This window comes from Pseudomonas agronomica, assembly GCF_025917275.1.
GTDB classification, from domain to species: domain Bacteria; phylum Pseudomonadota; class Gammaproteobacteria; order Pseudomonadales; family Pseudomonadaceae; genus Aquipseudomonas; species Aquipseudomonas agronomica.
In genome coordinates, this window is sequence record NZ_JAOSHO010000016.1 from 1 (window position 1) to 15,285 (window position 15,285).

Annotated in this window: 8 protein-coding genes and 1 pseudogene; 6 read left to right on the plus strand and 3 right to left on the minus strand. The window is 56.8% G+C overall.

Annotated features, from left to right (window positions below):
• The 4 genes from OC610_RS02965 to OC610_RS02980 all read left to right on the plus strand — a co-directional run.
• The coding region (locus OC610_RS02965; protein WP_264426430.1) for a DUF637 domain-containing protein at nucleotides 1–6,807 on the plus strand (6,807 nt) is incomplete at its 5' end.
• Between the two features lie 63 nt (nucleotides 6,808–6,870).
• Nucleotides 6,871–7,548, plus strand: coding sequence for a hypothetical protein (locus tag OC610_RS02970; protein WP_264426431.1), 678 nt, complete (start codon nucleotides 6,871–6,873; stop codon nucleotides 7,546–7,548).
• 986 nt (nucleotides 7,549–8,534) lie between these two features.
• Complete coding sequence (locus OC610_RS02975) at nucleotides 8,535–9,392, plus strand: PoNi-like cognate immunity protein (RefSeq protein WP_264426432.1); 858 nt, start codon at nucleotides 8,535–8,537, stop codon at nucleotides 9,390–9,392.
• Between the two features lie 101 nt (nucleotides 9,393–9,493).
• The gene (locus OC610_RS02980; RefSeq protein WP_264426433.1) at nucleotides 9,494–10,069 is read left to right on the plus strand and encodes a hypothetical protein; all 576 of its coding nucleotides are present in this window, start codon (nucleotides 9,494–9,496) and stop codon (nucleotides 10,067–10,069) included.
• A 189-nt stretch (nucleotides 10,070–10,258) separates the two neighbouring features.
• Here the strand turns inward: OC610_RS02980 and OC610_RS02985 are convergent.
• Nucleotides 10,259–10,530 (minus strand): annotated as a pseudogene (locus tag OC610_RS02985) (hypothetical protein).
• Between the two features lie 113 nt (nucleotides 10,531–10,643).
• A complete protein-coding gene (locus OC610_RS02990; RefSeq protein ID WP_264426434.1) occupies nucleotides 10,644–10,841 on the minus strand; it encodes a hypothetical protein in 198 nt (65 codons plus the stop codon).
• Between the two features lie 140 nt (nucleotides 10,842–10,981).
• Between OC610_RS02990 and OC610_RS02995 the strand changes: the two genes are divergently transcribed.
• Nucleotides 10,982–11,806 (plus strand): NYN domain-containing protein, encoded by an 825-nt coding sequence (locus OC610_RS02995; protein ID WP_264426435.1) that lies wholly within the window; start codon nucleotides 10,982–10,984, stop codon nucleotides 11,804–11,806.
• A 233-nt stretch (nucleotides 11,807–12,039) separates the two neighbouring features.
• Here the strand turns inward: OC610_RS02995 and OC610_RS03000 are convergent, their stop codons facing one another.
• Nucleotides 12,040–13,602 (minus strand): M10 family metallopeptidase C-terminal domain-containing protein, encoded by a 1,563-nt coding sequence (locus tag OC610_RS03000; protein ID WP_264426436.1) that lies wholly within the window; start codon nucleotides 13,600–13,602, stop codon nucleotides 12,040–12,042.
• 175 nt (nucleotides 13,603–13,777) lie between these two features.
• On the opposite strand from OC610_RS03000, the gene OC610_RS03005 reads away from it, so the two are divergent.
• Nucleotides 13,778–15,259 carry a leucine-rich repeat domain-containing protein gene (locus OC610_RS03005; RefSeq protein ID WP_264426437.1) on the plus strand — a complete coding sequence of 494 codons (1,482 nt, stop codon included), beginning with the start codon at nucleotides 13,778–13,780 and terminating at the stop codon, nucleotides 15,257–15,259.
• The last annotated feature ends 26 nt before the right edge of the window (nucleotides 15,260–15,285 follow it).

A 15,285-nucleotide genomic window follows, 5' to 3' on the forward strand; every position in this document is an offset into this window, starting at 1 on the left:
GCAGCGGCTGCGGGTGCCATCGACATCGAGGCCAAGAGCCTGGAGACCCGTGGCCAGGTGTATGCCGGTAGCCGGCTCGAAGTCAAAACCCAGGGTGACCTGACCAGCCAGCAGAACCTGGTGGCGCGCGACAGCATTCACCTGGACAGCGGCGGCACGCTGACCAACAACGGCATTATCGAGGCCGGGGTCAACGCCGATAACAGCCGCAATACGGTGGGCGATGTCACGCTCACGGCAAGACAACTGAACAACGCCGGCAAAACCGTGATTGCCAGTCGCGACCTGAATGTCACGTCCACCGCTGCGCTGAATAACCAGGGCGGCACGCTCAGTGGGCAGGGCAAGACCACCGTCACCGGCAACGTTGTGGATAACCGCAATAAAGGCCGGATCCTGGGTAACACGGAACTGCATCTGAGCGCCGATCAAGTCCTCAACAGCCAGGGCGGCCTGATCAATAGCCAGGGCCTGCTGACGGCCAGCCTGGGCCATTTGGAAAACAATGCAGGTGAACTGTCGAGTCTGAACAGCGCGACCCTGGTCCTTGGCAGCCTGGACAACCTGACCGGCCTGGTCATGGCCGGCAAGAACCTCGACATCACTAACACCGGCGCGATCAACAACCGGGGCGGCGAGCTATCCAGTCAAGGCGTCATGACCGTGCGCACCGCCAGCCTGGACAACAGCAACAAAGGCACCGTGGCCGCCAATGGCAAGTTGCTGGTCAGCGCCACCGGCGCGGTCAACAACGCCGAAAAAGGCCTGCTTGCTAGCCGTGCTGCTGAGGTCGAGTTCGATGCTGCCAGTCTGAATAACGCCAAGGGCACGCTGCAAGGCGAGGGCCTGGTTACCGTGGATGTATCCGGCGACATCGATAACCAGGGCGGCAGCATCATCGCCAAGGACGACAAGCTGAGTGTCTTTGCCACCAACCTGGACAACCGTGGCGGCGTGCTGTCCAGCGTCAAGGCCGCGCTGGAAGCACGCACCACCGGCGTGCTGAAAAACGGCTACGACGTGAACCGCCAGGGCGGCACGATCCAGGCCCAAGGACTCAGCATCCAAGCCTTGGCTGGGCTGTTCAACGACGGCGGACGCATCGCTGCGCAAGCCGGCGATGTCGTGGTCACCAACGCAGCGGCGGATATCAACAATCGCAACGGCGGGATATACGCCACGGGCAAGGTCTTGGTCACTGGCCGGGACATGGACAACAGCGGCGGCGGGCAAGTCAGCGCCAGTCGCATCGACTTTGATCTTTCGGGGGCACTGAACAACAACGCCGGCATCATCGAAAGCCAGGACAGCCTGGATATCCTGGCCGCCAGCCTGAGCAACCAGAAAGGCCAACTGCGCACCCTGGGCCAGAACAGCACCACGGCATTCAAAATCGGGGGGCTGTTCGATAACAGCGACGGCACCCTCGAAACCGCCAGTAATGATGTGGGCTTCAACACCGGCAGCGTCCAGAACGTGGGTGGCAAGCTGCTGCACACCGGCCTGGGACTGTTTGGTATCAGCCAGGCCAACCTGGGCCAGGCGGGTGGGCAACTGGTGACCTACGGTAACCTGACGGTGACGGCTGACCGCTGGACCAACAGCACCGCGATCCAGGCCGGCCATCTGGTGGTTCATGTCGATCAGCTGACCCAGACGGCCACCGGCCAGTTGCTCAGCGCCAATAGCATGGAAGGCCGCGGCAGCAACTGGCGGGTTGACGGCCTGATCGGCAGCGACGGAGCCATAGATCTGCAACTGACTGGCGCTTATACAGGCAATGGCCGCTTGAGCAGTCTCGGCACCTTGGGCCTCAAGGCGGCACTGATCAACCTGGAGCAAAACGGCAGTATCGCGGGCGGCGGCAACACAACCGTCGTGGTCGATGGCGTCCTCAACAGCTACGGTCGCCTGACCTCGGCGGCGGATATGAGCGTCACGGCCGCCACGCTCAACAACTACGGCACGCTGGGCAGTGCCGGCGCGCTCGGCGTATCCACCGGCGACTTGCTCAACGAACGCGGATTGATCTTCAGCGGCGGCAATACCAGCCTGCGCGTCAACAGCCTGACCAACCGCTATGCCGACATCTACAGCCTGGGTGACCTGAGTATCGATCGCGACGGCCTCGGCACCCGTGCCAGCCGCATTCTCAACAGCTCCGGCACGCTGCAAAGCGACGGCAACATGCGCCTGGCGGCCAGCACGATCGACAACGTGCGCGAGATCTTGACCACCCACGATGCAGGCATCTACACCGCCTCGATCAGGGAAGTGGCCTGCATCCCAGGTGATTGCGACGGCCCCAAGCAAAACCACGTCTGGCAGATCATCCAGCGCGACAAGTTCGAAGTCACCGCGGCCAGCGCCGCCTCCAGCATCACCACCGGTGGCAACCTGAATATCCAGGGCGACACCCTGACCAATCGGAGCAGCAGCATCGGCGTCGGCGGTGCATTGACCGCCAACCTCGTCAGCTTGAACAACATCGGCATCGAGACCGGCGAGATCGAAACCTCGCGCACCTTCAGGTCCGAACGCACCCGCCACCCGAGTGGCTGGCGGGCCGCCGCGAATGACTTCACCAACAAATACTGGTTGCAGAGCCCGGGCTACAACGCCAACGACCTGGGTGGCCTTGAAGCAGCGATGAGCCGTTTCATCGGCATGACCCAGATTGAGTTCCTGCAGCTTCGCACCCAAACCAGTACTACCGATAACCAGACCTATGCGGCGATTATCCAGGCCGGTGGCGCCATCGACATTCCTACCCAGGGCGACCTCAACAGCGGCGTCGTGCGTGGCGGTTACAACTACGTCGGCGCCGGCCCGCGTACCGACACCCAGGCCGACAACGCCTTCTCGACCCGCATCAGCGTCAATCGGCAACTCCCGACGAGCCTGACCCAGCAACAGGTCGATCCACTGGCCCTGCCGGGCTTCGACTTGCCCACCGGGCAAAACGGCCTGTTCCGCATGAGCGGCGACGGCTCGACCACGCCAACCCAAGGCACGGGGCTGACGCAAGTGCGTGGCCTGCCGGACCGCTCGTTCCAGGCCAACCCGCAAAAATACCTGATCGAGACCAACCCGGCGCTGACCGACATGCGCCGCTTCATGAGCTCGGATTACCTGCTGTCGAATCTGGGCTACGACCCGGACACCGCCGCCAAGCGTCTGGGCGATGGTTTCTACGAGCAACGCCTGATCCAGCAAGCCGTGATCGCCCGAACCGGCCAGCGCTTCCTCGACGGCCAGACCTCCGACGACGGCATGTTCAAGTACCTGATGAACAACGCCATCGCCAGCAAGGACGCTCTTGATCTGTCCCTGGGCGTGAGCCTGACCGCCGAACAGGTTGCGGCCCTGACCCATGACATCGTCTGGATGGAAACTCGGACGGTGAATAACGAGCAGGTGCTGGTGCCGGTGCTTTATCTGGCTCAAGCCAACAACCGTCTGGCGCCGAATGGTGCGCTGATTCAGGGTTCAGACGTCAGCCTGATTGCGGGTAAGAACCTGAACAATGCGGGCACCTTGCGTGCGTCCAGCAACCTGAGGGCGACGGCGGGCGACAGCTTGGTCAACAGTGGGTTGATGGAAGCGGGGAACCGGCTTGAGGCGTTGGCGGGTAATGACCTTACTAACCGGGCTGGCGGCATTATTACAGGGCGGGACGTCAGTGTCGTTGCCCTCACCGGCGACGTGATCAACGAACGTACAGTTACTACTCACGAAAGCAGCAGCGGCTACCGCACCGAACGCACCGACTTCATCGACAGCGCCGCCCGCATCGAAGCGGGAAACAACCTGACCGTCAGTGCCGGGCGTGACATCAACAACGTCGGCGGTGTGCTGAAAAGCGGAGCCGACACCACGCTCAATGCCTCGCGCGATGTCAATCTCGTTGCCGCCGAACGTATCACCAGCGGCACTCGCGGTCGGCATCGTGACCAGGACATCAAACAATACGGCTCCAGCCTCGACAGCGGCCGCGACCTGAGCGCCAATGCCGGCCGCAACCTCACCGTCGTCGCCAGCCAGATCGATGCCAAGCGCGACGTCACCCTCGCCGCCAAAGAAAACCTGACCCTCGCCTCGGCAGCGAATGAGCAGCACTCCTACGACAAGTCCAAGAAGGTCACCAGCCAAGAGGATCATGTCACCCAAATGGCTTCGACGGTCAAGGCGGGGCGCAACGTTGCCTTGAGCGCGGGGCAGGACCTGGCGCTGATTTCCAGCAAGGTGAACGCTGCAAACGAGGCCTATTTCGTGGCGGGTGGCAGGCTTGAGCTGCTGGCTGCGCAAAACAGCCACTATTCGCTGTACGACATGAAGAAGAAAGGGGGCTGGGGAAGCAAGAAGACTCAGCGGGATGAGGTGACCAAGGTTACGCATGTGGGCAGCCAGATCATCACGGGCGGTGACCTGGTATTGCTCAGCGGGAGCAACCAGCGTTATCAGGCGGCCAAGCTGAGCAGCGGCAATGACCTGACGTTACAGAGCGGCGGTTCGATTACCTTCGAGGGTGTCAAGGATCTGAGCCAGGAAAGCCATACAAAGAGCGATTCAAGTCTGGCTTGGAACTCGATGAAGGGGAAAGGCCATACCGACGAAACCTTGATTCAGAGCCAATTGCAAGCTCAGGGGAACGTGGCCATCAAAGCGGCCGATGGCTTGAACATCGATATCAAGCATATCAACGAGAAAACCGTCAGCCAGACCATCGATGTCATGGTCAAGGCTGACCCCAAGTTGGCGTGGCTCAAGGAGGCCGAGCAGCGAGGGGATGTGGATTGGCGGTTGATCAAGGAAACTCACGAGTCGTTTAAGTACAGCCACTCGAGCCTGGGGCAGGGCGCGATGTTGGCAATCATTATCATCGTTACCGTGCTGACGGCGGGTACTGCAACCGCCGCTACAGTCGGCGCCGGTGCTGGCAGCGCCGCTGCTGGGGCGGCAACTGCCGCAGGTGCTTCAGCTGCCACGGCTGCGACCGTAGGCGCTGCTGCATCGGCCGCCGCCACGGCGAGTTTTTCGGCAGCAGTTGCGCAAACGGCGGTCAGTACGATCAACAACAAGGGTGACCTGGGGGCGACCTTCAAGGACGTCTTTTCGTCAGATAACCTGAAAAACTACGTAATCGCCGGGATCACGGCCGGTTTTGCCAAGGGCGTCATCGACCCCGCACTCGGCGGCAATACAGTGCCGTTCAACAACCTCACCAAGGGTTTTGATTTAAATACGCTTCAAGGAATGGGTGGTTTTGCGCTGCACGCCGGGGCTCAGGGTGTTGCGGGAGGCGTCATCAAAACCGCTATCAATGGAGGTAGCCTCGGTCAGAACCTCCGTGATGGGCTGGTTTATCAGGCAAGTACCGTCGCAGCGGCGACAACGTTCAATTTTGTCGGTGGTTATGCACAGGACCATTGGCAAACCGCGAAGAATGCAGGCGATACCACAGGCATGGCCATGTGGGCCGAAGGCGGCGTCGCTCGTACTGCCATGCATGCATTGGCGGGAGGAGCGATTTCCAGCGCTACCGGCGGCGACTTCAAGACCGGGGCCATCGCGGCGGGTGCCAGCCAGGCCATGGCTGGAGAACTTAATGCCATTTTCGATACACAGCCTGATCTGCGACAAGCGGTTTCTCAGATCGTCGGTTTGACGGCAGCCGGTCTTGCTGGCGGCGATGTCGAGAAAGCCTCTTGGGTCGCATTGATGGCTGACGAATACAATCGCCAGCTTCACCAGAAAGAGACCGTTGCACTTGAGAAACTACAAAAGGAAACACCTGAAAAATCTTATGAACTGAAAGCGGCTGCGTGTGCTCTGGTTCATTGCTCCGCCTCGGTTCCGGTGGACGATCCAAACTACCAGGCGGTCAAAGCGCTTGAGGCGGATGGCAAGGGATTCTCAGGTGCTCAAAGCGCGCTGATTGCGACCGGTGCCTATGACGAATATTCGAAATGGGACCAAGCCAACGATGACTTACTGCTAAACGACAAGGAGCTCAGACAGTCGTCCCAGGCAAGCCGCGCGGTACTCGGCGCGATAGGGGCAGCGGCAGGGTTCGGCGGCGCGATCCTCTCAACGCCCGCTTGTATCACCGGAGCCGGTTGCGCTATACCTGCATTCTCCGGTCTGGGCGGCGCCGCGTCGTTTGTCGACGGGTGGCAGGCCACCGGGCAGTTGTTCGCTCCTTACGATTACACGCAAGGAAGCAAGGTACTCGCATCGTTCGACAGCGCGACTTATCCTGGCGACGTAAACCCCCTCCGCGACTATGGAACCGAGGCCGCTAAGGCGGCGATGGAAATCGCGCTGCTCAAGGGGGCTGGGAAGTACCTTGATGGGAGTGGGGCGTCGGTACTGGTTTCGGGGGTAAAAGGGGGAGGAGTAAAAGGGACAGGAGTTCTAAGTGAAGTACCTCAGATCACCCTCAATCGCCAGAATGGAACTGCTTTTGAACGACAAGTCGTTGATGCATTCGAACATGTGGGTGGGGTGAAAAATACAATTCCAGTAACTGTTCAGCTCCCTAATGGTGCACAAGTAACAACGATTCCTGACTTGTGGGGCAGAAACGTAGGCGGTTTGTTAGAGGTTAAAAATGTACAAAATCTTTCAATGTCTAACCAGCTGCGGGCACAGGTTAAAGTTGCAAGCGATACGGGGCAGCCTTTAAATCTTGTAGTGAGTCCTAGAACAAGCAATGTCTCCGCGGAGCTCATGCGACAGGTGAGAAGCACCGGCGGAGATGTTTTTAGATATGATCCCGCTACGGGCGATTTGACGAGGTTCTAGTAATAGATGAAGCCATATATACAGATTGCGATTAGAACAAGGGCTGAGACGGTTGGATGGGATGTGGGTGAGAAATTTATTGATTCACTGAGCCTGGGTGGAGGCTTGCTTGCTCCAGAGCAAGTATCGCATAACGCGGATGAGTTCACAGAGCCCTTCATGGGGAAGGCTGCGAGTGAGAGTGTCTGGGCATCGAAGGCATCGATAAGAGTCAATGGAACGTTGTCAGAGTTCTACCAAGATTTCGCTTGGCGAAGAAAAAGAACAATAAAGCACTCTGGCAGTGTTGTGCATACGACGCGGAATGCTAGAGGGCAGCTTGTACCAGGCGCGATCAGCTTCCGTTCGGCATGTAGCGACAAGGTTGATTGGTGCTCGCTCTTCAAAGCGTGGTGCGAGGTCTTTCCGCCTCAGCTTGGGATGCTTCACCATTTTAGTGATCCTGAACTTGGCTCTAATGAAAAAAATAATAGCTTTCAGATCGGATCATTTAACTCGGCGTTGAAGCCAGATGTTCCAAACATTGGTTGGGCGATGTTCTTCGGAGATGAGTTTGCTGGGGACGTGGATGCTGAGCGAATCGTAGCGTCAGGTTTTCCACTTGAAAAGTTAAGTAATGGGTATTTGCTGAGGGTTACTAATGAGCTTCAGGATGTGGTAAGTGATTTCCCCTTGTTTTCGAAGCGTCGCGCTGAGCTTAAGAAACTATTCAAGGACGATTTTTTCTTAATCAAAGATTAGACTTCGGTTTCTCCATTCTCATGTTGGATAAACACGTTAAAGGTCTGGTTGATTGACGTGCAAATAATTAAGCGGCGAAAGATTTGAATAGGACTTGAAGACAAAAGGGGGCGGATTTATTTAAGGCGCGGAGAGCAGATGTCCATGCTTTAGTGTTAAATAAAACTGTCCCATTTTCTATTGATGGGAGTGGGGCGTTGGTACTGATTTCGGGGGTAAAAAGCAACAGGTCCGATTGTACCTGACGTAATGGGTCCCACTTATCGAGAACTTCAGGGGTTACACAAAGGATTTCAAGCGCATCACACCTTGCCTCGATATTCTGGCTAGGGAAAAGGGGACAGATTTATTTAAAAGGCGAGAGTGGATGTCATCGCTCTGGCGGTTAAATAAATCTGTCCCCTTTTTTCTAGGGCTGATCTTGCCCTGTCATTTGGCGCTGGTTTTGTTAAGGTTCCGCTAAAAATGGGCGTGCTGGATGGGCTAAACAAGAATGATTCAATGTTCGGGGTTACGGTTAGAGGGTTTGACAATAATAAAATTATCCTTGGTAGGCCAACGCCTTATGGTACCGCTATGGGGTTGTATTTTCAGTCGGTGGGATTGAAAGGCTATAGTGTTTATAACGAGGCCGCGAATGAGAATAAATAGATTTGTTAGTGCGGTGGTGCTAGCTGTTGCATTGTTGGCCGTCGTGTGGGGGGTAAGTACATTTCTTGCGATGATGGTTGCGGTTTTAGTCGCGCTGTTGTTTCAGACTGATTCAAATTGGATTTTTCTTTGGGTCGGGTTCCCCTTGTCATGGGTCTTTGCATTGTATTGGATTGTTACTCGCTGGAACTACGTTAAGTCTTTTATATCCGGGCGGGGCGGGTGGTAGCGTGAGAGAAGAAGGGGGGCAGATTTATTTGTGTACTCAGTTCTCAAATAAAACTGTCCCTTTTTCTTAAAATTTCACCTGCCAAAAACTTGAATGGGGTTCTTCCATGATTCGTGCACCTTGGGGAGATGAACAATACTGGAGTGGTCGTGAAACAAAAGATCTGCAATGGATTGAGCGCACCAGTGCAATTTTGATGGAACCTTCGGCCAATCCTATATACAGGCCTCAGTTCGCGTTTGATTTTGCTAAAGATAATTTGATTTCAAGTATAAGAGTCTATTCGCAGGGCGGGGATGGCTTGGAAATGGCTACCCATTTCCCTCGTCTTTTAGATTCGTGGGAAATCTCCAACCGCCTATCCGACGAAATCTGTGCAGAAAACAATCTCCAGACATGCCGAGACTGGACCTTTGAGCTCACAAATTTAAACCACTATATCTGGTGTTTCTGGTTGGTGAGCCTAGCGCTCGTTCTTGAAATCCCCGACGACCAGTGGCTTCGTTTGGTTGCGTTGATAGGCGAGGGCGGGCAGGACGTTCTGCTTGATCGAGTCATGGCGTCTCGTCAACCAGAGCGGCCGATTGGAGAGAACCTCCTGCATGCCAAGCCCTACGCAAGGCTGCTCAAGGCCATTGACGCGCCGCAGGCGCAGCAAGCACCGTTGTTGCTTGCTTTCGTAGAACGTTGGTATCCAGAGCTGAACCGGCGCGGTAAACAGCAACCGTGGTGGTACATCTATGGTGATCCAGTAAAACATCCGCTTGAGATGGGAAGCTATTTTGGTCGTTGGTGTTTCGAGGCGGTCGCCGCCGTGAAAGTCTTTGGGCTTGATGATAGTGACTGCATCGGACATGAGCACTATCCGGGCGATTTACTCCATCCCAGCGAAGAAGCTGTTCCAACACCTGAGCCAGTCGCCAAGCCTGGATGGTGGGCAAGGTTGTTAGGACGTTCAGGTTAAGCGATGTCCAAATCAGCCATCGATTACTAGAGCGGGGTCATCTCCATTCCGCTTTGTCGAAAGTACTTCGGTGGTCATTCAAATTTTGCAGGGAAGTAATCATGAAAAAAACCACCTTTTTAGTTCTAGCCATGGCCCTGGCAGGCTGTCACTCAAACGTCAGGGACTCCTCGCCAAGCCTGCTCAAGGATGGCGTGCAGTTGCAACAACCCAAGGTCGTCGCTGACGCGGAACACGCCAAGATCATCATGAAGGCGACAGGATTCACCCACCCGGTGCAATTCTCCGTGCGGCGCAGTTCCGATGCGGACCAACGTGCCGAGGTCTTGGGAACCGTGGTCGATTCCGGTCGTGGCAAGGTATTCGGCTGGATCGCCAAAGTGAACGAGGTTGCCAACAGCGCCACCGTAAAACGCTTCCCCCAGCTGGAGGTGCAGGCTGATCCCGGGCAGGCGATTGAAGTGATCGGTGAATCACGGGTCTACGACTCGAACTATTACCGCTATGCCGAAAAAATTGTTTATGCATGCGGCCCTATGAGTTCCACCTTCAAGCCCGAGAAGCAAAAGGTTTACCTGGTGGAGTTCGTGATCATTGGGGCAGGTTGTGAGCAGCATGTTTACGATGTCACTCAACCTCAGGAGCGTATTCCTGTGGTGAGCGTCCAGGGGCTTTGAGTCGGACTTGAAAAGCAGAAGGTCCGAAAGCGAAAGGGGGACAGACTTATCTGTATGCTCAGTTCTTAAATGAATCTATCCCTTTCCCTCCGTTCGGTCGTCGGTGCTCGAAGGCATGCTTGTGTTGGCGCTGTTTGACGACATTTTGGCGCATTTATGGCGCAGTTCTCAGAACTGCGCCATTTGCATTTAATCCGCCGCCTGCGCCCGCAATCGCCTGCCAATCACATCCATCACATCACTCCCGTCGCGCAACGCGATAGTCAGCATTTTGCAAAAGTCGGAAAGCACCAGCGTGTCGGAACTGATCTCTGAGCGGAACGTAATTTTTCCAGCAGTTGGGTCACGGTGCGGATGCGGTAGTCAGCGGTTTCGAAGAGGACATCAAGCGGGGCTTCGGTGTCGATCAGCAGGGTGGCGGGGGTGCAGTCGATGCCGGTGATGGGCATGTATCGATTCATGGGTAGGACCTCATTCAGTTGAAAGGAGCTACCTCGTTGTCGAGTCGCCAAACCCGAGTCGCCGTTGGGGCGACGAGTGACTATAGGCTGCATAGTCCGAGCGCTACAAGGCGTCACTTTCCGAGCTTCACGTAGGACATCGGACTTTCAGCGGTTGTATTTTGCAGCGCTATTTCAGCCTTCAAGAGCACAGTGGCTCCAGGCTTGTCGACCAGACCGGCGAGAGGTAACGGCATTTGCAATACCGCTGGTTTCTCGTCATCTGAGGGATAGCGCTGACAGAAGCGTCCAACAATGAGCAGTGCTGCCACCGCGCATCCAGAGCGCGCTATTCGGCCTTGACATGGGCAACATAGGCGAATAGATTTGCCTGGCAGCTCAGTACAGCGCGCAGGCAATTGTTAGAACCTGCCCGGCAGTCCTGGGCTTTTTTTTGCCCAAGGAAAAGTCAGTGAAGCGAACTGCCGTTCTCATAGATGGAGGATTTTTCTTCCAGAGGGTTATGTTTTTTGGTAGAAAATATTTCAGCAAGGAACTGCTGCTATCCGCCGAGCAACTATCCCAAATCATAAAAAAACTAGTAAAGCTTCACATCGAAGACGAACGCTCAGCGAGCCGCGAGCTTTATCGAATCTACTATTACGACTGCCCGCCCCCCTCCAATCAGGTTCGATTCCCAATAATCCCTGACGGTTATAAATCCGCTGGGCATATGGATTTTAAAGCTCATGCCCCCTATAGGTTGCGCAGAGATCTTCACGACCAGCTCCGATCGAGCCGAAAAACGGCGCTTCGACTAGGTGAGTTAGCAAAAAACGGTGAATGGCAATTGAATAGCCATTCTCTTAAGGCCCTGTTGCGTGGTGAAAAGATCTGGGCAGAGCTCACGAATGAGGATTTCCATTACAAAGTCGAACAAAAGACTGTCGATACCAAGCTAGGCATGGATATCACGACTCTCGCCCTGGAAAAGCTTACCGACGTTATCGTTTTGGTCGCTGGTGATTCTGATTTTGTGCCTGCCGCGAAGTTGGCTAGGATGAAGGGAATCGATTTCGTACTTGACCCGATGTGGGCAAATACGACTGGCAGCTTAAGCGAGCATGTAGATGGCCTACGCTCCTTTGATATCGTCCGTCTCATAAGAGACGTCACCGGCCAACCTGTTACGACTCGGCCGGACTGGTGGGATGCCCGGATAAAGAATGCAGCGCAGCTATATGAAAACGCGGAGATTGCCATTGCTGGTGATCTGGAGCCTGATCCTGGATTGTAGTCGTCTGAACGACATCTCCCAGTACTAGGAGAAAGGGACAAATTATTTTGTGAGCTGTTGAGAGATAGGCCTATTGGTGTTGCTCGGTTTATAAATAAATCTGTGCCCTTTTAGCTCCGTTGTGCAGCGGCCGAAAAGCCGTGGGGCTGCTTCGCCCGAAGCATCGGACCGGCCCAACGGGAGCAAGCGCCCTCACCGCTGAGTGAAGGCCACAGATTTATTGCGTGGCCTCATCAAACCACCGTCGGATCCTGATCCGTCATCCCTACCAGACCCAGCTCCATGTACCCTGGCGCGGTCGAATCAAGCAGATCCCCACCATTGTAAGGCCCAGCTTGCGCGGCACTGCCCGGCGCGCTGAACACCAGGTTGCTGTCGTCAAGTCGGGCGACGAAGTCGCCATCGATCATGAGTTCGAAGCGTTGTCCTTCGGCATTGGCTTCGAAGCTTTTCAGGTAGGTGCGGGTATGGTCGGCATTGTTCCGGATCGCCAGCGTGCCGTCGTAGCCGTCGCCTATGCCGGTGAAGCCCAGGGTACTGAGGTCGATGCGGTCCTCGCTGGGGTTGAAGTCGAGTATGCGATCGCTGCTGCTGGTTCCGGCGGTTCGGAAGCTGTCGGCTACGCTGGTGTACTTGAACACATCGTGTCCCGCGCCGCCGGAAAGCAGGTCGCGGCCAAGGTTGCCCTGTAGCACATCGTCTCCTGCCAGGCCGCGCAGGATTTCGTCTGTCTCCAAGCCTTTCAACAGGTCGCTGCCAGAGGAACCGACCAATCTGGCGCTGCCGTCCGTGCTGCCGAACGTGGTGTCGAGGCTGCCATCGGCGTTTAGCTGAACGACGGCAAAATCGCTGCCGCCGTTGGCAAAAGCAGTTCCGCCCAGCAGCATCTTGCCGTCGGGCAGCAGCGTGATTTCGGTGGAGGCGGCCCAAACACCGGGCAGGTCGATGCGAGCCAGGCCCTGGTCGCCGAAGCTGACGTCTGGGCTGCCATCGGCGTTGAACCTCATTACGGTGAAGTCATCGAAGGCGGTCGTGGCGGACATCACTATCTTGCCGTCGTCCTGCACGGCCACGCCGCCGCGATAGCTGCCAAAGCTCGTCAGCGCGAGGACGCCGTTGTCGCCGAAGCCGGTGTCGAGCTCCCCGCTCGCGGTGTACTTGAGCAAGCTGTTGTGGAAAGCGGGTGCGCCGTGGACCAGCATGCTGCCATCCGCGAGCGTGGTAATGCCTTGCACGGACTGAAGCGTGCCGGGGGCGGGCAGCGTCATCACACCGTCGATGCCAAATGACATGTCGCGCGTGCCATCGGCGAGCAACTGGGTCACCTTCAGCGACTGGCCGTCCACTGCGGCGACCTGTACACCGCCATCGGCATTGGCCTCCACGATCGGCCCATAGCCGAACCCGCTGGACAAGCTGGCCGCAGCGTTGCTGTTGAATACCGTATCGGCTTTGCCATCCGGGCCCCAACGCTGGACGATGGGCGTGTCGTCGTGACCTTCATGAACGGCTACGACCGCGCCGTCGGCCTGGACTCGCAGGGTATAGGTTTTTTCAAGGGGGATTTGTTTATGAATCTCCTCTCGTCCAGCGTTGCCGTACGTAGTATCCAGACTCCCGTCGGGGCGAAGGCGAGCGAGAGAAAAATCCATGCCGTAGTCAGGGTCGAGGGGGTGATCAGTGAACCCCGCGATCAGTATCGAACCGTCGGGCTGTATGACCACGTCCTGGGCGTTCTCGGCTTGCCCGGAAATATCGACGATCATGATGCCAGGGGCGCTGTAGCTGGTGGGCATGATTTCAATCCTTTAAAACTTGGCAAAGCATTGACTCTAGCCTAGGGTCTGCGGTGCGCCAGGAGCCCTGGATAAGCGGTCATAGCAACTTGCACGATGTCTTCGTAGTTTTTCTTGCGCCCTGTTTCATCTCTCAACTTGTGTTTCGCGCCCCTGACTTTCGGACTGATAAACCGTGCCAACCCCTACTCGCAACGCGCTGATCGCCCAACTTGCCGCCAACCCCGATGACATCACCGCACGCGCATCGCTCTATCGCGACCTGCTCGATACTGGGGAGGCGACACTGGAAGGTTTGCGCGTCGCGGCGGGCCTGGGCGATCCGGCGGCTAATGGGGTGATGGCTCAACTGAACACCACGGCCCTGACAAATCGCCCCGGCCCATTGCTGCCGCAACTGCGTGGCCTGCCGGTGGATCATCTGGAATTGAACAATGCCGAGCCAGAATGGTGTGACGCCCTGGCCGGGTTGCCCCTGCGCACGTTGGTGCTCAACAGCCCCAGGTTCATCTGCGGCCCGCAAATGTGGCAGCGTTTGCAAGCCACTGCCCTCGAAACCTTGGAAGTCAGTAATTTTTCCCGCGACGATAACGCCCAGTGCCTACCGCCGACAACGCGGTTGCGCCGGCTGAAGTTGCAAACCTACGGCGAAGATTTTGATGACCGTTTTCTCCATCAACTGAGCGACAGCCCGTTGCAGGAATTGTCGTTGAACCGTTGCGACGACATCACCGACGACGGCCTTAAAGCATTGTCACGCCTCAAGCTGCGATCTTTGACATTGCAACGCGTGGGTGAGCTGACGTCCCGTGGCATGGCGCAGTTGGCCAGTCATCCCCTCGAACAGTTGTCGCTCAGTGACTGCGGCGCGATCCTCGAAGATCCTGCCTGGCTTGGCGACCTGACGGGGTTGCGCTCGTTGAGTCTGGACGACTGCTATGCAGGCGAGAGTGTGTTGCAGGCGATTCGGGAGCTGCCTTTGGAAAAGCTTTCGCTCCACTCTGCATTCATCTGCGAAGACGACCTTGAAGTCCTGGAAGGAATGCCGCTCGCGGACCTGGACCTCAAATGCCTACGGCAGGTGATCGAGCGGCTCGATGTGCTGCACGGATTTCCTTTGAAGCGCTTGGGATTGTCTGATGTGCAAGGTGTCTGCGCAGATACGTTGAGTGATCTGCGCGGCTTGGACTTGGAGTCTCTGGACCTGTCGTTGAACGACATCACCTGGAAGGAGCTGAAGCAACTGGCCGGCCTGCCGCTGAAGCGGCTCGATCTGAGTTTTTGCCGGGGCATCGACGGCAAGCTGTTGCGCAAGCTCGTCGAGTTGGGCTTGCCGTTGGAGCAACTTGAAATAAGCGGCCTGGACCTGCGCGATGCTGACCTGGCCTGTTTGCGGGACCTGCCCTTGCAACGCCTGGGCTTGCATGACAGTCCTTGGCTGACCGACGCGGGGGTGGCTCATCTGGTGGGCATGCCGTTGCGGGACCTGGCGCTGGGTGCTGATCCAGGCGAATCGCGGATCACGTCGGCCGGGGTGCCCGTATTCGAGCAATTGCCGCTGCAGAAGCTGTGGTTACCCAATTGCTCGGGGATCGATGTGAACGGTTGGGATCGCTTGGCCAGGTTGCCAGCCCGTGTGACAGGTCCGGGAATCTGACGCGCTGATAGGAATAGGCGGTGCCC